Origin of the sequence: Variovorax atrisoli 110B, assembly GCF_000382045.1 — a bacterium.
In the GTDB taxonomy this organism is placed as follows: Bacteria; Pseudomonadota; Gammaproteobacteria; order Burkholderiales; family Burkholderiaceae_C; genus Variovorax; species Variovorax atrisoli.
Genome location: NZ_KB907457.1, coordinates 204,379 through 225,444 on the forward strand (window position 1 = coordinate 204,379; position 21,066 = coordinate 225,444).

A 21,066-nucleotide genomic window follows, 5' to 3' on the forward strand; every position below is an offset into this window, starting at 1 on the left:
CCGGCAAAGAAAAAAGGGCCCCAGGGGCCCTTTTCCGATGGAGCGGCAGACCGGTCGCGTCAGGCCGCGACCGCCAGCGCCGGCTCGCTCGTGTACGCACGCACCAGGCGCAGCAGTTCCTCTTCCGAGTACGGCTTGCCGAGGTAGTGGTTCACGCCCAGCGTGCGCGCGTAGTCGCGGTGCTTCTCGGCGATGCGCGAGGTGATCATGATGATCGGCAGCTCGGCCAGGGCCGCGTCGGCGCGGATGTTGCGGGCCAGGTCGAAGCCGTCCATGCGCGGCATCTCGATGTCCGACAGCACCACCGCCGGGCGCTCCTGCTGCAGCCGCTCCAGCGCCTGCAGGCCGTCGGCCGCGAGCGACACGCGATAGCCTTCGCGCTGCAGCAGGCGCTGCGTGACGCGGCGCACGGTGATGGAATCGTCCACCACCAGCACCAGCGGGATCTGCGGCACCACCGGCGCCAGCGCCTGCAGGGGCTGCTGCGGCGCGCCCTGCTCGGCCTCGCCCTGATCCGCCGGGGCCGCGGCGGCGATCGCGGCGGCGGCCTGGCGCTCGCGCGCCTGTTCGCCGTGCACCGCGGCCAGCGCCACCGGGTTGTAGATCAGCGCCACCGCGCCCGAGGCCAGCACCGAGATGCCGGCAAGGCCGGGCAGCCGCGCGAGCTGCGGGCCGAGGTTCTTCACCACGACTTCCTGGTTGCCCAGCACTTCGTCCACGTGCAGCGCCACGCGCTGCGCCGCGCTTCGCACGACCACGATGGTGTTGTTCTTGGCCGGGCCGTGCTCGCTGCGGGTGGAGGCCTGCAGCAGCGCACCGGTCCAGTAGAACGGCACCTGCTCGCTGCCGAAGGGATGGCTGTTGTGCAGGTAGGCGGCCTCGAGGTCGGACGCGCCCACGCGCTGCACCAGCTCCACCAGGTTCGACGGCACGCCGATGGACACCTCGCCCGCGCGCAGCATCACCACGTGCGTCACGGCGGTGGTCAGCGGCAGCACCAGCTTGAAGGTGGTGCCCTGGCCCGGCGTGCTGTGCGTCTCGATGCGGCCGCCGAGCGCCGCGATCTGCGCGCGCACCACGTCCATGCCGATGCCGCGGCCGGCGAGTTCGGAAACCTGCCCCGCCGTCGAGAAGCCGGGCTTGAAGATCAGCTCGGTGGCCTCCTCGGCCGTGAGCTCCTGGTCGGCGCCCAGCAGGCCGAGCGTGCGCGCACGCTCGGCGATGCGCCTGTGGTCGAGGCCGGCGCCGTCGTCGCGGAAGCTCACCGACACGTCGTTGCCCTCGTGATGCAGGTCGATGACGATCAGGCCGCTGGCGTCCTTGCCGGCGCTCTCGCGCACCGCCGCATCCTCGATGCCGTGGGCCACGCAGTTGCGCAGCAGGTGCTCGAAGGCGGGCGTCATCCGGTCGAGCACGCCGCGGTCCATTTCGATGGAGCCGCCGACGATGTCCAGGCGCACCTGCTTGCCGGTGTCCTTCGAGGCCTGGCGCACCACGCGGTAGAGGCGGTCGGAGATGCCCTCGAACTCCACCATTCGCGTGCGCAGCAGGCCGCGCTGCAGTTCGCGCGTCTGGCGCGCCTGCACGCTGAGGTCGTCTTCCGTCGCCTGCACGGTCTTCTGCAGGGTGCGCTGCACGGTGGCCACGTCGTTCACCGACTCGGCCATCATGCGCGTGAGCTCCTGCACGCGGGTGAAGCGGTCGAACTCCAGCGGGTCGAAGCTCTGCTGCGAGTCCTTGGCCTGCGCGAGGCGCGACTGCATCTGGCTTTCGGCCTGCACCTCGATGTCGCGCAGCTGCTGGCGAAGGCGGTCCAGGTTGCCCGTCAGGTCGGCGAGCGAGCCGCGCAGCTGGCCGAGCTCGGCCTCCAGGCGCGAACGCGTGATGATGACCTCGCCGGTCTGCGCGACCAGGCGGTCGAGCAGCTGGGTGCGGATGCGCACCGCCTGGCCGCTCGCGGGGCGCAGCGGCGCCACCAGCGCGGCCGGCGCCGGGCGCGGCTGCGGGCTGGCGGCGGCAGCCACCTGCGGCGCAGCGGCGTGATCGGCCGCGGCCTCCGCCGAGGTGGCTGCGGGCTGGTCTTCCAGGCTCGCCACGGGCTCCACGGTTTCGTCGTTGGCCGGCACGGCGGCCTCGGGCGCCTGCGACGCGACGGCGACGGGCGCGGCCGAGGTGGCGGCGGCAACGATCTGGGCCAGTTCGACCTGCGTGGCGTCGTCGGCCGCGCGCAGCGCGTCGAAGGTGGCCTGCAGCACGTCGAGGCGGCCCAGCAGCTTCTCGATGTCGGCCCGCTCGGCGCCCTGGGAGCCCAGGACTTCGATCTCGGACTCCATGCGGTGCGCGCGCTCGCCCAGACGCATGGCGCCGGCCAGGCGGGCGCTGCCCTTGAGCGTGTGCAGCGTGCGCAGCACCGAGGCGCGCGGCGCGCTGTCGTCGGGGTGATGCGCCCACTGGCGCAGCGCCTCGCCGAGCTGCGGCAGCAGTTCGGCCGCCTCTTCCTCGAAGATCGGGAACAGGTCGACGTCGACCGCGTCGGCCAGGTCGATGGCGTCCTCGGAGTCGTCCAGCGCCACGTCGGCGACGGGCTCGCTGGCGACCACCTGATGCAGTGGCCGGGCCTCGGCGCGCATGGCCACTTCGGTGGGCATCGGCGAATTGGCGATGTCGCGCAGGGCCTGCAGCGTGCCTTCGGCCGGGTCGCGCAGCAGGCCTACGGCGAACTGATGCAGCAGGCGGCGCAGCTCGTCGGCAGCGGCCACCAGAACCATGCCCTGCTCGCGCGTGCCGCTGCCCTGCATCTGCAGGTGCTGCAGCGCCGCCTCGAACAGGCGGGCCATGCCCGACAGGCTGTGGAAGCCGACCGTGGCCGAGCTGCCGGCCAGCGAATGAGCCAGCGCGATGGTCGAGTCGGGCAGGCGCTCGTGCGATTCGAGCGCCCACTCGCCGACGTCGGTGGCGAGCTGGCGCGACCATTCGTCGGCCTCGTTGAGGTAGACGTTGTAGAGCTGGATGCCGATGCGCAGCGGGCCGATGACCTTGACCTGGTCCTCGGCGCTTTCCTGCGCGACGACGGGAGCGGGGGCTTCGACGGGCTCGGCCGGCTCCACGCTGACCACGGGCTCAGGCACAGGGGCCTCCACCACATCGGCGACGAGGATCTGCGCCTCGGCGGGAACGGCGGGCGCCTCGAAGATGGGCACGACCACTTCCTCGGCCTGCGCCACCGGGGCGGGCTCGGGCTGCGGTTCGGGTTCGGGTTCGACCGCCAGCAGCGGCTCGGGCACGGCGGCCGGCGCCTTGTCGGGCAGCGGGGCTTCCACGGCCTCCACAGCTTCCGCAGCGGGCACGGGCTCGGGTTCCGGCTCCGCGACGGGGGCTTCGGCCTGCACGGGCAGCGGCTCGGGCTCCCATTGCAGGTCGGGCAGGCCGGCGGTGGTGGGCACGGTGACGGCGACGGGTTCCGGCGCGGGGGCCGCCGGCTCGGCGGGCTCCTGCTTGAGTTCGACGGTCGCGGGCGTCCTGGCGGGCGGCGCGAGGAAGTCGAACATCTCGCCGCTGGGCAAGACCAGCGGCGCTGGTTCTTCGGTCTGCTGCTTCGACTCGAAATCGAGGAAGTCGGTGGACGCGAAATCGTCGTCGGCCTCGGGCGCTCCGGCCTTCACCGGCTCCTGCCAGTCGAGCGGCTGCAGCGGCGGCAGCTCGAAGGCGGCGGCCGGTGCGGGCTCAGGCGTGGGTGCGGGCGCGTCCGGCGTGAGCGACAGGTCGGGCAGATCGGGCAGGTCGGGAAGGCGCAGCGGCGGCAGCTCCGCCGCGACCGGCGCCGGCGCAACCACGGGCGCGGGAGTTTCCAGCGGCGAGGGCGCGGTCACCGGCGCTTCGGCGGCGATGTGGCGCGCGGCGACCGCCAGGGCCTCGGCATCGGCCATGCGCACCGGCGGGGGCACCGGCTCGCCGGCCATCAGCGCATTGGCCACACGGCTGAACGGGGCGGACTGCCAGCCCTGTGCTGAGCCGGCGGCAATGGCTTCGACCCACTGGCCGAAATCCTTCATCGTGCGTTCGGTGCCTTCCAGCAGCGCCGGCGTGGCGGCGCGCTGGTCGGCCAGCCAGGTGTTGAGCACCTGTTCGAGCGCCCATGCGGCGTCGCCGAACTCGGTGAGGCCGACCATGCGCGAACTGCCCTTGAGCGTGTGGAAGGCACGCCGCAGGATCGTGAGTTCCTCGGTGTCGTCGGGGTAGCTGGCGAGCTCCTCGATGGCGGCCAGGCCGTTCTGCACGACCTCACGGGCCTCCTCGAGGAAGATGTTCTGCAGGTCGTCTTCTTCGAGCTCGGTGACTTCGGTGTCGGGCAGCTCGGCCGGGCCGGAGATCTTCTGGGTCCAGCTGTCGGCCTTCTTGCTGAATTCCTCGATGGGCGAAGGCTTGGCCTTGGGCGCGGCGAGCGCCGCGAGCTTGGAGGCGATCTGCGCGTCGACTTCCTCGATGCTGAGCACGGCCTCGGCGGCGGGCGCCTGGCCTGCGGCCGGGGCGTCGCCGGCCGTTGCATCGGTACCCTGGCGGCCCATCAGCGGCTTGAGTTCGCCGGCGTCGGCGTCGAACACGAACAGGCGCTTGGCCAGCGCGGGCTGGTAGCCCAGCATGTCGATCAGGAAGCCCAGCGCGCCGAGGTTGTTGCCCAGCGCGTCGAAGCCGGCCATCTCCTCGGCCGGCGAGGTGCTGACGAGCATCGCCTCGACGTCCTCGCGCATGCGCTGCACGGTGTGCGCGGCCTGCTCGAGGCCGAGCACCGAGAACACGCCGCGCATCTGCAGCAGCTGCGTGGGCACGGTGCGCAACAGGCCCTTCTCGGCCGGGCGGCGGAAATACTGGTCGAGCGACTTCTCGAGCTCGCTCAGGTGGCTGCGCAGCTCGTCGACCACGGTGCCCATGGTCTGGCGGTCGCTCACGCGGCGGTAGAGGTCCTCCATCCACGGCTCGAGCGGCTCCGAATGGCCGCCGGCGCGCACGCGCTCGATGCGGCCCGCCAACTGCAGCGTGCGGGCGGTGAGCTGGGGATCGCTCGGGTCCAGGTCCTCGAGGGCGGCCTCCAGGTAGAGCACCGAGGTGGCGACTTCCATCGCGAGCTCGGTGCCCGGCGCCTGGCCGGAACGCACCGAGGCCTCGACCGCGTGGGTCAGGGCCTGCACCATCGGCAGGATCGGCGGATGCAGCTTCTGCAGCGATTCGCCCAGCTGAGCGAAGGTATCGGCCACCTGGCGGGTGCGGGTGATGTCGCCGCCGGAGAGCGCCGACCACATTTCCTTGGCGGTTTCGATGCGCTTGCGCGCCTGCTGCAGCACCAGCGGATCGAAGCGGCCGAACTGCTCGACGTTGTAGTCGACGCGCTGCTCGCCCGAGATGCCCCAGGCGGTGCGCACGGTGCGCAGCGTGGCGGCGTCGTCGCCGGGGCCGGGCACGGCCTGCGCGCAGAAGAAGAGCAGGTCCTGGCCGAGCCGGTCGGACACCAGGCTGTCGCCGCGCGCGAGCGTGGCGTACTGCAGCAGCACGCGCGAGGCGGCGCGCTTGACGTAGGCATCGGGCTGGATCAGCCCCGCAGCCAGGGCCTCGAAGAAACCGGCGGCCAGGGTCCAGAAGCTGGAGACGCGCGGCAGCAGCGCACCGCGGCCGAGCCCCAGGCACAGCGCATGGAGGCGGCGCGCCGCCTGGGTGTCGCCGCTCTTGACGACCTGCAGCACCTCGCGGTCGAGCCGCGAGCGCACGGCCGGGTCGTAGGCGACGGCGGCCTGCGTGACGGCGGGCTTGATCTCGACCCAGCGCCAGGCGGTGCTCCACAGGTCGGCCGGGTGCACGCGCTCGTTGCCCACCAGCTCCAGCACGTCGCGGTACTGCGGGAAGAGCGCAACCGACGACACCGGCTTGCCGGCCAGCAGCGCGCCAAGGAAGTCGGTGACGGCGAAGCCCGCACGCTCGATCTTGAGCACCGCGGCCTCGGTGCAGCGTTGCGGCTCGGCGATGAAGCCCTGCACGGCGAACTCGATGGCGCCGAGCACCAGCGCGGGCGAGGAGTGCCCCACCATCTGGAGCGCGCCGACGGCCTGGTGCAGCTGCTGGCGGGCCATCTGCAGCGGGCCGGCCTCGGGCTCGGACGCGGCATCCACTTCGCGCACGAAGCGCCGCAACGACTTGCCTACACCGTCAAGGGATTTCTGGATCTCTCCCAGCACCCAGGCCAGCGGCCCGAGGTCTTCGGTGACCGGCGCGTTGCCGGCGTGAGGGGCCGTGGCAGGGGTTTGGATCGACACGTTGGATGCTCGCCGTTTCTTTTGACTGTCAGTTTTTCAATGGGCGCAAGGCGCCCCGGATGCACAAGGCCTCCGCTGCCGCTTCAGGGAACATCGCGGAACCGGCTTCGCCGGGCCGCAGGTGTTGCCCCCGGAAGGGGGTTGCCGAAGCGGCACGAAGTGCGCGAAGGCTGGGGGAGAGCTTCATCACGCAATCTTGAAACGGGCGACCGAGCGGCGCAGTTCCTCGGCCATCTGCGAGAGTTCGCGCACCTGCTGCGCCGTGGTGCGCGTACCTTCTCCGGTCTGTTCCGTCACCGCGAAGATGTGCTGGATGTTCGCGGCCACCACGTTCGCCGAATCGGCTTCGCGGGATGCGGACTGCGAGATCTGCTCGATGAGGTCGGCGAGCCGGCGCGACACGCGGTCGATCTCGGACAGCGCGGTACCCGCGTTGTCGGACAGCTTGGCCCCCTCGACCACACCCTGCGTGGAACGCTCCATGGCGCCCACCGCGTCCTGCGTGTCGGTCTGAATCGCCTTCACCAGCGCCGAGATCTGGCGCGTGGCGTCCGCGGAGCGTTCGGCCAGTCGCTGAACTTCTTCCGCCACCACCGAGAAGCCTCGGCCGGCTTCACCGGCGGACGCGGCCTGGATGGCTGCGTTCAGGGCCAGCACGTTCGTCTGTTCGGTAATGTCCGAGATCAGCTCCGTGATTTCACCGATCTCCTGCGAGGATTCGCCCAGGCGCTTGATCCGCTTGGAGGTTTCCTGGATCTGGTCGCGGATGGAGTTCATGCCGCCGATGGCGTTCTGCACGGCCTGCAGGCCCGAGGAAGCAGCCTGCAGCGACTGGCGCGCCACGGTGGCGGACTCTTGCGCCTGGGTGGACACGCCGTTGATTCGCTCCGCCATGGTCAGCACCGACTGGCCGGTCTCGCGGATCTCGCGCAGCTGTTCGGTCGAGGCCGCCAGCAGCTCGGTCGAGGTGCTTTCCACCTGCGACGTCGTCTGCGCCACGCGGGTCGCCGTGTTCTGCACGTTGCCCACCAGCAGCCGCAGTTCTTCCACCGTGTAGTTCACCGAGTCGGCGATGGCGCCGGTGATGTCCTCGGTCACGGTCGCTTCCTGCGTCAGGTCGCCTTCGGCCACCGTCTGCAGTTCGTTCATCAGGCGAAGAATGGCGGCCTGGTTGGCGTTGTTCACGCGGCTGGCTTCTTCGGAAGCCTGTTCGGCAGCCAGACGTTCGCGTTCGGCGACCGCGGCGCGTTCGCGGCCTTCGCGCACCTGCACGAAACCGATGGCGCCGGCGAGCGCCAGGGCGGCCAGCGACAGCACGAACAGCAGCACGATGGTGCCGGCGCCCAGGCCGGTGCGGGCGGAGAGCTTTTCCTGCAGGTCGCCCAGCGACTTACGCAGCGGCTCGCTGTCGGTCAGGATCGAGGCCTGCGCTTCGCGCGCGGCCACCAGGCCCTGCAGGTTGCCCAGAATGGCCGATGCCTGCGTGCGCATCTGTTCGTAGGTCTTCAGGATGGCTTCGAGCTGCTGGCGCGTCTGCGGGTCCTTCGAGCCGGGGAAGCGCTGCTGCGCATTGCCGTCGAGCAGACCGCGGGTGGTTTCCTGGAAGGTGTTCAGGTCCTTGCCCAGCAGGAACACGGCGTCGGGGTTCACGCCCTCGACCGTGAAGAACTCGTTGGTCGACTTGCCGATGCGCTGCGTCAGCATCACGAGCTGGCCGGCGGCCGAGATCTCGGGCAGCGTGGCGTTCTGCTGCATCTTCAGCGAGGCGACGGTCTCCGTCATCTCGAGCAGCGTGGACGACTGCTGGTTGATGTCGCGCAGGGCGGCGCCCACCTGCGTCAGGATCTGGCGCTGGGCCAGCACGACCTTGGCGCTGGCGTCGGCACGGGCGACCAGAGGATTGATCCTGTTCATCTCCTCGTCGTACTGGTTGCCCACGCGCTCCAGGCGCAGGGAGTCGTCGCCGTTGGTCAGGCCCTGCACGCGGCGCGTGAGGTCGTCGGCGGCGTCCTTCACCTCGACGAAGGCCGAGGGGCTGCCCACGAGGGCCTGCGAGATCGACTTGGCCAGGCGCTGCGACTGCATCAGCGACTGGCCGGTGGCCGCCACCTGCTGCGCGAGGCGTTCGGCGCGAAGGATTGCGGAGCCTGCGACCAGCAGCAGCAGCAGCACCACGATCGCCAGCATGATGGCCAGGATACGCTGCTGCTTCGCCGGGTTGGAGCCCGCGCGGCCGCCGGTGATGTCGGGCGCGATCTCAGCAGCCGCGGCGCCGGGTTCGTTGGCGGCGTCGCCGCCGCCGGGCAGGTCGACGTCGCCGAAGCTGGTGTCGGGCGCGCCGGCCTTGCGGTCGATGCGCACGGTCTTCTCGTCCGGAACCTGGACCGTGTCGACATCGTCGATCGATATCGAACCGGAGCCATCGACGCGGGCCTTGTCGTTGCCGTTGGTCACGGGCAGTAATTTCTTGAACTTGTCGGCGATCGAGCTCACGGTCGGTCCTTCAGGTGGTTTTCCGGTACGGCGTGCGTAGACGCTACGCACCAATGCTCAAAAACTGGGGTTGCTGCGAAAGCGCCTGCAGGTTGACTTCCTGCCAGCGCTCCCCTGCCGCATCGGTGAACAGATGTCCGTGCCATGCGGGTGCGTCTGCGCCGGGAGGTTCGGACGCCGTGAAGGCCTCCGCCCCCCGCAACCCCGCCAGTCGATCGACCAGCAATGCGCAGTTGACTTCGAGCAGCTCGTTGAAAGCAACGAGCCGCGACTGGATGCGCGCCGCCTCGGTGGCGGCCAGCGCGGCAGGAACGCCGGTGGCGAATGCCGAAAGCTGCACGACGCCGTAGAGGCCGCCGCGCAGGTTGGCAACGCCCAGAAACCACGGCTCCGTGTAGGGCACGGGCTGCGGCGGCGTCCAGGGAAAGATCTCGCCGGCGTGTCCCAGCGGAAAGAGGTATTTGCCCTCGCCGGCCTCGACCGCCAGCCAGGTGGCGGCCACGCCCGTCGTGCGAGCGGCCTGCAGGCGGCTCGCCAGCCGGGACTGGAAGGCTCTCAGAGCATCGCGATTCGCCATGGACTCGGCAGGCTTTCGCTCAGTTCAGGGCGCTGATCTTGGACATCAGGTCGGCGGCGTTGACCGGCTTCACGATGTAGTCGCGCGCGCCTTGGCGCATGCCCCAGACGCGGTCGGTCTCCTGGTTCTTGCTGGTGCACAGGATGATCGGGATCGCCGAGTACTTCGGGTCGCGGGCAATGGCGCGCGTGAGCTGGAAACCGTTCTGGCCGGGCATGACCACGTCCATGAGGATCAGATCGGGGTGCTCCTCCTCGAGGCGGCGCATGGCGTCGTCGGCGTTCTCGGCCGTCTTGACGGCGAAGCCGTTCTTCTGGAGGAGGTCGGACAGGAACACCAGTTCCGTCTTGGAGTCGTCGACGACGAGGATTTTTCGAATGGGCATTACTGCGCTTCCTGTTGAACGGTGCCAAACTGCTGCACGGCCTGCAGCAGCTGGTCTTTGGTGAAAGGCTTGGTCAGGTAGTCCTGGGAACCGACCATGCGGCCGCGTGCCTTGTCGAATACACCGTCTTTCGAAGACAGCATGACGACCGGGACGTTGGAAAAGTGGGCGTTGCGCTTGATGATGGCGCAGGTCTGGTAGCCGTCGAGACGCGGCATCAGGATGTCGCAGAAAATCAGGTGCGGCTTGTGGTCGTTGACCTTGGAGAGTGCGTCAAAGCCGTCCTCGGCGAGAAGAACTTCATGCCCACCCTGCTTCAGAAAAATCTCGGCACTGCGCCGGATGGTGTTGCTGTCGTCGATGACCAGCACCTTGTAACCAGATCCATTCGGGCCCATTGCAAACGCTCCTGCTCATGAGACTTGGAAGCCCGCCGCGCCGAACACCGACGCAGACCGCGTAGCTCTATCTATGCCATGCTTTCAGATTTCAACCATTTCGAAGTCTTCCTTGCGCGCACCGCACTCAGGACAGGTCCAGTTCATCGGAACGTCGGCCCAGGCCGTGCCTGCCGCGATGCCGTCTTCCGGTACACCAACCGCTTCGTCATAGATCCACCCACAAATCAGGCACATCCAAGTTTTCGTATTCATCGGAGCTTAAAGTCCTTGTTCATTAAATGCAACGAGTGTATCTATGCGTATCTCCCTGGCAGACTGTAAACGTCGCGCCTATGCCACCATCCAGGGGATTCCGCACGGCGTATGACCATCTACTTACTTCCAGCAGACAACGCCCGTAAACCGGGCGATCTTAACGACCCCTCGCAGGATGCCGGACAGCAGGCCGAGCACGACCTGAATCCGCCCTGCGTGCTGGTGTTCAACGCCAGCGACCCCAGCGGCGCGGGCGGCCTTGGCGCGGACGCCCTGGCCATGGGGTCGGTAGGCGCACACATCCTGCCGGTCGTCACGGGCGCCTACGCACGCGACACGGCCGAGATTTTCGATCACTTCCCCTTCGACGAGGAGGCCATCGCCGAGCAGGCGCGCTCGATCCTGGAGGACGTGGAGGTCCAGCTGATCAAGGTCGGCTTCGCCGGAACCACCGAGGCGCTCAGCACCATCGCGGAAACCGCCGCCGACTATCCGGAGGTGCCCGTGGTGGCCTACATGCCCAACCTGTCGTGGTGGGACGAGAACCTGATCGAGCCCTATCTCGACGCTTTCCGCGAGCTCGTCCTGCCCCAGACGACGGTGTTGGTAGGAAACCACAGCACGCTGTGGCGCTGGCTGCTTCCGGACTGGAACGGCGATCGGCCGCCCGGCGCGCGCGACATCGCCAAGGCCGCCGGCGAGTTCGGCGTGCCCTACACGCTGGTGACCGGCCTGGTGCTGCCCGACCAGTTCATCGACAACGTGCTGGCCTCGCCGCAGTCGGTGCTCGCCAGCGAGAAGTACGAGCGGCTCGAGGCCGTCTTCGCCGGTGCGGGCGACACCCTCTCCGCCGCGCTGGCCGCCCTGCTCGCCAGCGGCGCCGACCTGGTCGCCGCAACCACCGAGGCCCTGGCCTACATGGACCGCTGCCTCGACGCGGGCTTCCGCCCGGGCATGGGCCACGTGCTGCCCGACCGCCTCTTCTGGGCCGAGCCCGAACCCGAGGAGGAAGGCGACGAGGACCCGGACGCCCCGCCCGACTTCGCCCTTCCCCCACACGACACCCGCCACTGAAATGCTGCTCGTCCCCAGGCCGCGCGCACTTCGAGCCGCTTCGCCGGCCCCTGCCGGGGGCACGCCGGCCGCTCCCACTGAAAACCTCTGCTGAGTCCCGATGCCAAGTACCGACCGCAACGACATTCTTTTCGAGCGCGCCCGCGCCGTGATTCCCGGCGGCGTGAACTCGCCCGTGCGTGCCTTCAAGGCCGTGGGCGGCACGCCCCGCTTCGTGCAGCGCGCCCAGGGCGCCTATTTCTGGGACGCCAACGACAAGCGCTACATCGACTACATCGGCTCCTGGGGCCCGATGATCCTGGGACACGGCCACCCCGCCGTGGTCGAGGCGGTGCAGAAGGCCGTGCTCGAAGGCTTCTCGTACGGCGCGCCGACCGAGCGCGAGGTCGAGCTGGCAGAGGCCATCCTCGCGCTGGTGCCTTCGATGGAAATGGTGCGGCTCGTGAGCTCGGGCACCGAGGCGGCCATGAGCGCCCTGCGTCTGGCGCGCGGCGCCACCGGCCGCAAGAGCATCGTCAAGTTCGAGGGCTGCTACCACGGCCATGCCGACGCGCTGCTCGTGAAGGCCGGCTCCGGCCTCGCCACCTTCGGCAATCCCACCTCCGCCGGCGTGCCGCCCGAGGTGGTGCAGCACACCATCGTGCTCGAATACAACAACCTGCAGCAACTGGAAGAAGCCTTCGCGCTGCACGGCAAGGACATCGCCTGCCTGATGATCGAGGCGATCGCCGGCAACATGAACTTCGTGCGCGCCACGCCCGAGTTCGCCCGCCGCTGCCGCGAGCTCTGCACGCAGCACGGCGCCCTGCTGGTCTTCGACGAGGTGATGACGGGCTTCCGCGTGGGCCTGCACGGCGCGCAGGGCGTGCTGGGCATCAAGCCCGACCTCACGGTGCTTGGCAAGGTCATCGGCGGCGGCATGCCTCTCGCGGCCTTCGGCGGCCCGCGCGCGATCATGGAGCAGCTCGCGCCGCTGGGGCCGGTCTACCAGGCGGGCACGCTGTCGGGCAATCCGGTGGCCACGGCATGCGGCCTCGCCACGCTGAAGGAGATCGCGAAGCCCGGTTTCTACGAAGCGCTCGGCAAGAAGACGCGCTCGCTCGTCGACGGGCTCAAGGCTGCCGCGGCGGCCGAAGGCCAGCCCTTCAGCGCCGACAGCGAAGGCGGCATGTTCGGCTTCTTCCTGATGAAGGACCTGCCGCAGAACTATGCCACCGTGATGACAACCGACAACGCCAAGTTCAATGCGTTGTTTCATGGTCTGCTGGATCGCGGCGTGTATATTGCGCCCGCGCTTTACGAAGCAGGCTTCGTGAGCGCGGCACACAGCGACGAGGACATCGCCGCCACCATCGAAGCCGCACGACAAATCTTCAGCACACCCTAGCCACCATGAACTCCCTGCGCACGCTGCCGGCCCTGAGCATCGCTCTTCTCATTCCCGGCTTCGCAGCGGCGCAGGACTCGTCCTTCGATCCGAAGAACATCTGGATCAACCCCGGCTTCTACTCGGCGCATTTCGACAGCGGCAAGGGCCTGGAGAACGTCAACCAGGGCCTGGGCTTCGAGTACCCGCTGAACGATACCTTCCGCGTCACCGCGGGCACCTTCCGCAACAGCGACCGCCGGCAGTCGAACTACGTGGGGCTGTATGCGCTGCCCTTCGAGTTCTACGGCGTGAAGTTCGGCGCCGTGGTCGGCGGCTTCGACGGCTACCCCAACTACCGCAACGGCAACTGGTTCCCCGCCATCCTTCCGGTGGCCGCCATCGAGGGCAAGAACTGGGGCCTCAACATCGCCTACGTACCGACGATCAAGAACCGGCTGTACGGCGCGGTCACCTTCCAGCTGAAGTACCGCTTCGGCACGCACGAGTAAGCCGGCCTTCGGCTTGTCTATCGGGTCGTGACTTTCACGAGCCTGGTCACCGGCTTGCCGTCCACCAGGACAGGCTTGTGCTGGTCGTCGGCCAGCAGGATGCCGATCACGTGCTCTCCCGTCGGCGACGGGCATGGACCGAAGCGCGCCTTGATCAGCTCTCCGCCGAAGTCGCTGTTCATGCTGTTGTAGGGACGGCCCGGCAGGTTGCAGCTGTCGCCTTCGGGATCGATCTTCATGTGGATGTGGCCACAGCGCTTGTCGCCGCCGCATTGGCCGGCGGCGAGCAGCCTGTAGTTGCTCTGCACGACCACGCCGATGGAGCGCTCGGCATCGCTGCCCAGTTGCACGACAGCCCCTTCGGGCGGCCAGACGATCTGCAATGTCGGTGCGGACTCCTGGGCCGATGCCGCGCCTGCCCAAAGGGCCGCGGCGAACAGAAAAGCAAGACGGATATGCATGAGAGCTCCAGTTGGAACGATGGATGGAAATGGTTCGGATACCGCGCATGTAATCAATGCATACATCGCGGCAGGGCGCAGTCTAGCGCAAAATAAGCAGCGCTTACATTGAATGCAGCAAGCTCCATCCCCATGGCCACTCGCCCCCCCTCTCCGCCCGCTCCCGAACCCCGCGCCTATCACCACGGCAACCTGCGCGAGGCGCTGATCGAGGCGGCCGTCGAGCTGATCGAGCGCGACGGCCTCGACAAGCTCAGCGTGCGCGAAGCGGCCAAGCGCGCGGGCGTGTCGCCGGGCGCGCCGTTCCGTCATTTCGCGACCAAGACCGCGCTGCTGACGGCCGTGGCCGAGCAGGCGACACAGCGGCTGCGCATGCACGTGGAGGAAGCCGTGGCGGCCGCGTCCGAAGCGCCGCCGCTGGCGCGCTTCGGCGCCATCGGCCATGCCTACATCGAATGGGCGCGCGCGAACCCGACGCACTTTCGCGTCATCAGCGAACGCTCGCTGATCGACTACGACGATTCGCCGACGCTGCGCAGCGACAACGAAAAGATCCGCACGCAGATGCGCAAGCTCTTCGACGAGGCATTCGCGCAAAGCGGCAGCACGACGAATGCCGCCGACGCCGCGCACGCGCAGATCGCCGCGCGCGCGCTGGTCTACGGCTTGGCGCGCATGGCCGTGGACGGACACTTTCCGGAATGGAGCCTTTCGCGCCAGTCGACCGCCAAGACGATGGCGGGCACGCTGGATTTCTTCATGTCGCTGCTCGCGGGCGCGGCGGAGTCCAGCGCCGAAGCGGCAGCATCGCCCCAAAAGAAAAAGGCCGAGTCGCGCACGCCAGGGAAGAGCTAGCGGACGGCCCGGCCGCGCCCTGGAACGGGCGCAGGTCGATCAGTGGCGAATCAGTGGCGGAAGTGCCGCACGCCCGACAGCACCATCACCACGCCGCGCTCGTCGGCAGCGTCGATGACCTCCTGGTCGCGCATCGAGCCGCCCGGCTGGATCACGCAGCTCGCGCCCGCGTCCACCACCACGTCGAGGCCGTCGCGGAACGGGAAGAAGGCGTCGCTGGCCACGGCCGTGTCCTTCAGCGACAGGCCCGCGTGCTCGGCCTTGATGCTGGCGATGCGCGCCGAATCGAGGCGGCTCATCTGGCCTGCACCCACGCCCATGGTCATGCCGTTGGCGCAGAACACGATCGCGTTGCTCTTCACGTACTTGGCGACCTTCCATGCGAACAGCAGGTCTTGCAGTTGCTGCGGCGTGGGCTGCTTCTTGCTGACCACCTTGAGGTCGGTGGCGGCGAGCTCGTGGTTGTCGGCCGTCTGGATCAGCAGGCCCGAGCCGACGCGCTTGACGTCCATGGCGTTGCGGCCGTTGTCCCAGTCGGTGGCGCCGCCCTTGGGCAGCGCGATCTCGAGCACGCGCACGTTGAGCTTTGCCTTGGTGGCCTGGAACACCTCGAGCGCCTCGGGCGTGTAGCCCGGCGCCATCAGCACCTCGACGAACTGCTTGGCGATCTCCTGCGCGGTCGGGCCGTCCACCGGACGGTTGAAGGCAATGATGCCGCCGAAGGCCGAGGTCGGATCGGTCTTGAAGGCCTTGGAGTAAGCCTCGGCCGCGTCCTTGCCGATGGCCACGCCACAGGGGTTGGCGTGCTTCACGATCACGCAGGCGGGCACGTCGAAGCTCTTCACGCACTCCCACGCCGCATCGGCGTCGGCGATGTTGTTGTAGCTCAGCTCCTTGCCCTGCAGCTGCTTGGCCGAAACGAGCGAGCCGGGCGCGGGATGCAGGTCGCGGTAGAAGGCGGCCTGCTGGTGCGGGTTCTCGCCGTAGCGCAGGTCCTGCACCTTCACGAAGCGGCCGTTGCTCTGCGCCGGGAAGAGCGAGCGCTTGGGCGCGGGCTGGCCGATGCTGGCGTCGAAGTCGATGGCCGAGAGGTAGTCGCTGATCGCGCCGTCGTAGTCGGCGATGCGGTTGAACGCGGCCACCGAGAACGCGAACTTGGTCTTGTCGCTGAGCTTGCCGTCGGCCTTGAGTTCGGCCAGCGCCACGGCGTACTGAGAGGAGTCGGTGAGCACGCCCACGTCCTTCCAGTTCTTGGCTGCGCTGCGCACCATGGCCGGACCGCCGATGTCGATGTTCTCGATCGCGTCTTCCAGCGTGCAGCCGGGCTTGGCCACCGTGGCCTCGAACGGGTAAAGGTTGACCACCAGCAGGTCGATGGTGTCGATGCCGTGCTGCTGGATGGCAGCCACGTGCGCGGGCAGATCGCGGCGCGCGAGCAGGCCGCCGTGGATCTTCGGATGCAGCGTCTTCACGCGGCCGTCGAGCATTTCGGGAAAGCCGGTGTGGTCGGCCACCTCGGTGACGGGCAGGCCCGCATCGGCGAGCAGCTTGGCGGTGCCGCCTGTGGACAGCAGCTTGATGCCCAGCGCGTGCAGCGCCTGGGCGAATTCGAGGATGCCGGTCTTGTCGGAAACGGAGATGAGTGCGGTCTGGGCCATTGGATATGCCGGGGAGTTATTTATTTCAGGAGTTTGTGTTCGACCAGCTTCTTGCGAAGCGTGTTGCGGTTCAGGCCCAGCCATTGCGCGGCCTTCGATTGATTGCCCTCGGCGCGCGTCATCACGACATCGAGCAGGGGTTTCTCCACCACGCGCACGAGCATTTCGTACATGCCGTCGGGTTCGGTGCCGCGCAGGTCGCGGAAGTAGCTGTCCAGACTGGTGCGCACGCAGTCCTCGATGTGTTTCTTGCTCATTGCTTCTTCTTTTCCTCTCTCAATGGACGGTGCAGGCCGTCTCCTCTTCTTCGCCCGGCGCGTCGTCGTCCGCGGGGCGCTGCACGGGCATGCGGTCCATGTGATCCGCCAGCCCGTCGAAATAGTCGCCGACGGCGCGCAGCTGCTCGGCACAGTCCTCGATGGCGTTCATGCGTGCGCGGAACGCCTCGCCGTCGGGCAGCGTGCGCACGTACCAGCCAATGTGCTTGCGCGCCGTGCGCACACCGCTGTAGTCGCCATAGAGCGCATAGTGCTCCACCAGATGGTCGAGCAGCAGGCGGCGCACCTCCGCCACCAGCGGTGGCGCGCGGTGGGTGCCGGTCTCGAGGAAGTGCGCGATCTCGCGGAAGATCCACGGCCGCCCCTGCGCGGCGCGGCCGACCATCACGGCGTCGGCGCCGGTGGCCGCGAGCACGTCGCGCGCCTTCTCGGGTGAATTGATGTCGCCGTTGGCCACCACCGGCACGCGCACGGCAGCCTTCACGGCGGCGATGGTGTCGTACTCGGCGAAGCCCTTGTAGCCCTGCTCGCGCGTGCGTCCGTGCACGGTGAGCATCTGCACGCCGGCCGATTCGAAGTCGCGCGCCAGCTTCACCGCGTTGCGGTGCTCCATGCTCCAGCCGGTGCGCATCTTGAGCGTGACCGGCACGCCGAAGGGCTGCGCCGCGTCGACCACGGCCTGCACGATCTCCAGCGCGAGCGGCTCGTCGCGCATCAGCGCCGAGCCGGCCCACTTGTTGCAGACCTTCTTGGCCGGGCAGCCCATGTTGATGTCGATGATCTGCGCGCCGCGCTCGATGTTGTAGACCGCGGCCTCGGCCATCATGGCCGCGTCGGTGCCGGCGATCTGCACCGCAATGGGGCCCGGCTCTCCGTCGTGGTTGGCGCGCCGCGATGTCTTGAGCGAACCCCAGAGCTCCTTGCGCGAGGTGACCATCTCGCTGACCGCGTACCCCGCGCCGAGCGCACGGCACAGCATGCGGAAGGGCCGGTCCGTCACGCCGGCCATGGGCGCGACGAACAGGCGGTTCTCCAGCGTGTGGTTGCCGATCTGCAAGGTCATTTGGAAGGGGGGAGCTGCGCGTTCGGCTGCTGAAAAATGAGGCACGATTGTAGCCACGCCGCATTTCAGCGACTGAAACGATTTGCGCCTCGGTACCCCGTACAAATACCGGTGCGCGCCGGGGCTTTCTCCCACGCGTCGGCGGTGCCTGCGCTGCCTATACTGCGCCGACCCTATGGAAGCCTGGCTCGACTCTCTCCTTGCGCTGCTGGCACTGCCGCAGTACGGACTCTCCACGCTGTTCGTGGCTGCCTTCGTCTCGGCGACGCTTCTGCCGGTGGGCTCCGAGCCATTTCTCTTCGGCCTGCTCAAGCTCAATCCCGACATGTTCTGGCCCGCCATCGCAGTCGCGACCGTGGGCAACACGCTCGGCGGCGCAGTCGACTGGTGGATGGGCTACGGCGCGCACAAGGTCGCCGACAAATACTCGCACTCGAAACATCATGTGCGTGTTCTGGGCTGGCTCGAGAAGCTCGGCCCCAAGGCCTGCCTGCTGAGCTGGCTGCCGCTGGTGGGCGATCCGCTGTGCGCGGTCGCCGGCTGGCTCAAGCTTCCGTTCTGGCCCTGCGTGGCCTACATGGCGATCGGGAAATTCCTGCGCTATGTCTCCATGACTGTCGCGCTGCTGCACGTCTTCCCGTCGTAGTTGTCGCTCACCGCCGAACTGCGCGCGCTTCGTTCATGTCGCTTCGCCGACGCCTTTCCGAAGCGGCTATCGCGAAGGAATGACTCAGTTCAGAAGCTCATAAGGACCGCCGCGCTCCAGCGCACGCTTGTACGCAGGACGCGAATGGATGCGCTCCAGGTATGCCATCAGCTTCGGCCGCTTCGCATCGAGCCCGCCGCGCGCCCGCGCGGCCTCGACCACGAAGCTCATCTGGATGTCCGCGCCAGTGAACGCATCGCCTGCGAACCACTCGCTCCTGCCCAGCTCGGCCTCCATGTAGTTCAGGTGGCTCGCGATGTTCGGATGGATGAACGCCGATTTCGTCTTCGCCGCGATCGCCTTCGCCACCGGCCTCGCGAAGAAAGGCATCTTGCCGGTCTCGATGCGGTCGAAGATCAGCTTCAGCAGCAGCGGAGACATGGCCGTGCCTTCCGCGAAATGCAGCCAGTAGCGATAGCGCACCGCCTCCGGCGAACCCGCGACTGGAGCGAGCCGGCCGTTGCCGTAGCGCTCGATCACCGTCTCGATGATCGCGCCCGACTCGGCGAGCGTGAGTCCGTCATCCGTCGTGACGACCGGTGACTTTCCCAGCGGATGAACGGCCCGCAGCGAAGCGGGCGCCAACATGGTCTGCGGATCGCGCTGGTAATGCACGACCTCGTAGGGCAGCTCCAGCTCCTCGAGCAGCCAGAGCACGCGTTGCGAGCGGGAGTTGTTGAGGTGGTGGACGGTGAGCATGGGGCTGGCCTTGGGAGGAGAGACGGGGCGCGCGGAGTCTATCCAACAACCCGCTGCCGCGGCTTCACTTCACGCCGGCCTTGCGCAACTCGTCTGCCGTGATGCGAACCGGCTTCTGGCCTCGCTGCACCACGATGGCGGTGTTGGTGCGTACTGCTGCTTCCCGAGCCGCCCTGGCAGCGCGCCGGATCGCGATCAGCGACCCGGCGAGGTCCTTGTCCTTAGCCTGCGACAGCTGCTCATTGGTCATGACGCTTCTCCCCATTCGATGAGAGCCGGCTCTTCACCGGAGTTGTCGTACAGAGCCCAGGCATCGACCGCACCGCGATAGCTGTCGTCGAAGTTCCTGCGCCCAGACGCGAAGCGGCGGCGAATCACATCCTCAGGAATGTGATGGCCGCCTTGGCGAACACGTTCCGCCACACGCGCGACTGCAAATTCTGCCGTGGGCAATGACAGAAAGAAAAGACTCACGTGATAGCCCGAGGCTCTCCAGGCGCCGATATGGCGCAGATAGCCCAGTCCCGACAAGGTCGTTTCGAAGGCGAAGCTTTCTCGCCGACGGACACACTCCGCAATCTCATCGAGCATCAGCCGACCGGCCTTGATCGCTTCTGCTTCCGGCGCGAAAGGAGACAGCCCGGCAGCGATCAAGTCCGCATTGATGAAGCGCGAAAGCTGCGCTTCCTGCGGAAGGAAAGCCCGGGCGAAGGTGGTCTTGCCCGCGCCATTGGGCCCCGCAATGATGACGATCTTGGGACGACTCATCGGAGGGGCATCTCACCGGCGGGAATCAGGAGCTGAACAGGAAGTTCATCACGTCGCCATCCTTCACGACGTATTCCTTGCCTTCCGAGCGCATCTTCCCCGCGTCCTTGGCGCCCTGCTCGCCCTTGTAGGCGATGTAGTCCTCGAAGGCGATGGTCTGGGCGCGGATGTAGCCCTTCTCGAAGTCGCCGTGGATCACGCCTGCCGCCTGGGGGCCGGTGTCGCCGATGTGGATGGTCCAGGCGCGCACTTCCTTCACGCCGGCGGTGAAGTAGGTCTGCAGGCCCAGCAGCTTGAAGGCCGCACGGATCAGGCGGTTCAGGCCCGGCTCCTCCTGGCCGATCTCGGCGAGGAACATCTTCTTGTCCTCGTCGTCCATCTCGGCCAGGTCGGCCTCGATCTTGGCGCAGATGGCGACCACGGGCGCGCCCTGCTTCGCGGCATATTCGCGCAGGCGGTCGAGGTAGGGGTTGTTCTCGAAGCCGTCTTCGGACACGTTGCCGACGAACATCGCGGGCTTGGCGGTGATCAGCGAGAAGGTCTTGATCAGCGGGCGCTCTTCCTTGGTGAACTCGAGCGCGCGCACCGGCGTGTTCTCGTTGAGCGCGGTCTGGCAGCGCTCGAGCAGGCCGACCAGCTTCTGCGCGTCCTTGTCGCCCGAGCGGGCCACCTTGGTGTGGCGGGCCAGCGCCTTCTCGACGGTGGCGAGGTCGGCCAGGCACAGCTCGGTCTGGATCACCTCGATGTCGGAGATCGGGTCGACCTTGCCGGCCACGTGGACGACGTTGTCGTCGTCGAAGCAGCGCACCACATTGACGGTGGCGTCGGTCTCGCGGATGTGGGCCAGGAACTTGTTGCCCAGGCCTTCGCCGGTGCTGGCGCCGGCCACCAGGCCGGCGATGTCGACGAACTCGACGATGGCGGGCACCACGCGCTCGGGCTTGACGATCTCGGCGAGCTGGTCGAGGCGCGGGTCGGGCACTTCCACCACGCCCACGTTGGGCTCGATGGTGCAGAAGGGATAGTTTTCCGCCGCGATGCCGGCCTTGGTCAGCGCATTGAAAAGGGTGGATTTACCGACGTTGGGCAGGCCGACGATGCCGCATTGCAAACTCATGGGAGGTCCTCTTGGGTAACCGGCAATTTTAGGCGAGCATGTCCCGATGCCCATCCGACAGGTCTTCCAGCCCGCCGGCCGAGCCCTCGGCGATCA

At 68.0% G+C, this 21,066-nt stretch carries 19 protein-coding genes; 5 read left to right on the top strand and 14 right to left on the bottom strand.

The window, feature by feature from the left end:
- Positions 1 to 59 precede the first annotated feature (59 nt).
- The 6 genes from G369_RS0122345 to G369_RS37735 form a co-directional block, all read right to left on the bottom strand.
- A complete protein-coding gene (locus G369_RS0122345) occupies positions 60 to 6,302 on the bottom strand; it encodes a hybrid sensor histidine kinase/response regulator (RefSeq protein ID WP_019656270.1) in 6,243 nt (2,080 codons plus the stop codon).
- A gap of 186 nt (positions 6,303 to 6,488) precedes the next feature.
- Positions 6,489 to 8,795 (bottom strand): methyl-accepting chemotaxis protein, encoded by a 2,307-nt coding sequence (locus G369_RS0122350; RefSeq protein ID WP_019656271.1) that lies wholly within the window; start codon positions 8,793 to 8,795, stop codon positions 6,489 to 6,491.
- A 43-nt stretch (positions 8,796 to 8,838) separates the two neighbouring features.
- Positions 8,839 to 9,372, bottom strand: a complete 534-nt coding sequence (locus G369_RS0122355; RefSeq protein ID WP_019656272.1) for a chemotaxis protein CheW — start codon at positions 9,370 to 9,372, stop codon at positions 8,839 to 8,841.
- 19 nt (positions 9,373 to 9,391) lie between these two features.
- Positions 9,392 to 9,757: a response regulator transcription factor gene (locus tag G369_RS0122360; RefSeq protein ID WP_019656273.1), complete on the bottom strand. Its 366-nt coding sequence runs from the start codon at positions 9,755 to 9,757 to the stop codon at positions 9,392 to 9,394.
- Entirely contained in the window at positions 9,757 to 10,155 is a 399-nt protein-coding gene (locus G369_RS0122365) for a response regulator (RefSeq protein WP_019656274.1), read from the bottom strand. Before G369_RS0122365 ends, G369_RS0122360 begins: the two co-directional genes overlap by 1 nt.
- 84 nt (positions 10,156 to 10,239) lie before the next feature.
- Complete coding sequence (locus tag G369_RS37735) at positions 10,240 to 10,410, bottom strand: rubredoxin (RefSeq protein ID WP_007838397.1); 171 nt, start codon at positions 10,408 to 10,410, stop codon at positions 10,240 to 10,242.
- A gap of 111 nt (positions 10,411 to 10,521) precedes the next feature.
- Here G369_RS37735 and thiD point away from each other — a divergent pair, with 111 nt between their 5' ends.
- From thiD to G369_RS0122385, 3 genes are all read left to right on the top strand, one after another.
- On the top strand, positions 10,522 to 11,487 hold the full coding sequence (thiD, locus tag G369_RS0122375; RefSeq protein ID WP_019656275.1) for a bifunctional hydroxymethylpyrimidine kinase/phosphomethylpyrimidine kinase: 966 nt from the start codon (positions 10,522 to 10,524) through the stop codon (positions 11,485 to 11,487).
- A 100-nt stretch (positions 11,488 to 11,587) separates the two neighbouring features.
- Positions 11,588 to 12,874 (top strand): glutamate-1-semialdehyde 2,1-aminomutase, encoded by a 1,287-nt coding sequence (gene hemL / locus G369_RS0122380; RefSeq protein WP_019656276.1) that lies wholly within the window; start codon positions 11,588 to 11,590, stop codon positions 12,872 to 12,874.
- 5 nt (positions 12,875 to 12,879) lie between these two features.
- Positions 12,880 to 13,365 (top strand): hypothetical protein, encoded by a 486-nt coding sequence (locus G369_RS0122385; RefSeq protein WP_019656277.1) that lies wholly within the window; start codon positions 12,880 to 12,882, stop codon positions 13,363 to 13,365.
- Between the two features lie 17 nt (positions 13,366 to 13,382).
- Here the strand turns inward: G369_RS0122385 and G369_RS0122390 are convergent, their stop codons facing one another.
- A complete protein-coding gene (locus tag G369_RS0122390) occupies positions 13,383 to 13,826 on the bottom strand; it encodes a hypothetical protein (RefSeq protein WP_026346545.1) in 444 nt (147 codons plus the stop codon).
- A 132-nt stretch (positions 13,827 to 13,958) separates the two neighbouring features.
- On the opposite strand from G369_RS0122390, the gene G369_RS36160 reads away from it, so the two are divergent.
- The gene (locus tag G369_RS36160; protein ID WP_019656279.1) at positions 13,959 to 14,681 is read left to right on the top strand and encodes a TetR/AcrR family transcriptional regulator; all 723 of its coding nucleotides are present in this window, start codon (positions 13,959 to 13,961) and stop codon (positions 14,679 to 14,681) included.
- Positions 14,682 to 14,731: 50 nt separating this feature from the next.
- Here G369_RS36160 and purH read toward each other — a convergent pair whose 3' ends face one another.
- From purH to dusB, 3 genes are read right to left on the bottom strand one after another with little or no spacing between them, the layout of a single operon-like run.
- Complete coding sequence (gene purH / locus G369_RS0122400; protein ID WP_019656280.1) at positions 14,732 to 16,339, bottom strand: bifunctional phosphoribosylaminoimidazolecarboxamide formyltransferase/IMP cyclohydrolase; 1,608 nt, start codon at positions 16,337 to 16,339, stop codon at positions 14,732 to 14,734.
- 20 nt (positions 16,340 to 16,359) lie between these two features.
- Positions 16,360 to 16,596, bottom strand: a complete 237-nt coding sequence (locus tag G369_RS0122405) for a Fis family transcriptional regulator (RefSeq protein ID WP_007838304.1) — start codon at positions 16,594 to 16,596, stop codon at positions 16,360 to 16,362.
- A gap of 19 nt (positions 16,597 to 16,615) precedes the next feature.
- Positions 16,616 to 17,680, bottom strand: a complete 1,065-nt coding sequence (gene dusB, locus G369_RS0122410; protein WP_019656281.1) for a tRNA dihydrouridine synthase DusB — start codon at positions 17,678 to 17,680, stop codon at positions 16,616 to 16,618.
- 175 nt (positions 17,681 to 17,855) lie between these two features.
- Between dusB and G369_RS0122415 the strand changes: the two genes are divergently transcribed.
- Entirely contained in the window at positions 17,856 to 18,326 is a 471-nt protein-coding gene (locus tag G369_RS0122415) for a YqaA family protein (protein WP_019656282.1), read from the top strand.
- A gap of 84 nt (positions 18,327 to 18,410) precedes the next feature.
- On the opposite strand, the gene G369_RS0122420 is transcribed toward G369_RS0122415, so the two are convergent.
- The 4 genes from G369_RS0122420 to ychF all read right to left on the bottom strand — a co-directional run bounded on the left by G369_RS0122420 (position 18,411) and on the right by ychF (position 20,970).
- A complete protein-coding gene (locus tag G369_RS0122420) occupies positions 18,411 to 19,085 on the bottom strand; it encodes a glutathione S-transferase (RefSeq protein ID WP_019656283.1) in 675 nt (224 codons plus the stop codon).
- A gap of 64 nt (positions 19,086 to 19,149) precedes the next feature.
- On the bottom strand, positions 19,150 to 19,335 hold the full coding sequence (locus G369_RS0122425) for a hypothetical protein (RefSeq protein ID WP_019656284.1): 186 nt from the start codon (positions 19,333 to 19,335) through the stop codon (positions 19,150 to 19,152).
- Complete coding sequence (locus G369_RS0122430) at positions 19,332 to 19,853, bottom strand: ATPase (protein ID WP_019656285.1); 522 nt, start codon at positions 19,851 to 19,853, stop codon at positions 19,332 to 19,334. The genes G369_RS0122425 and G369_RS0122430 overlap by 4 nt, the downstream gene beginning before the upstream one ends.
- A 25-nt stretch (positions 19,854 to 19,878) precedes the next feature.
- A complete protein-coding gene (gene ychF, locus G369_RS0122435) occupies positions 19,879 to 20,970 on the bottom strand; it encodes a redox-regulated ATPase YchF (RefSeq protein ID WP_019656286.1) in 1,092 nt (363 codons plus the stop codon).
- Between the last annotated feature and the right edge of the window lie 96 nt (positions 20,971 to 21,066).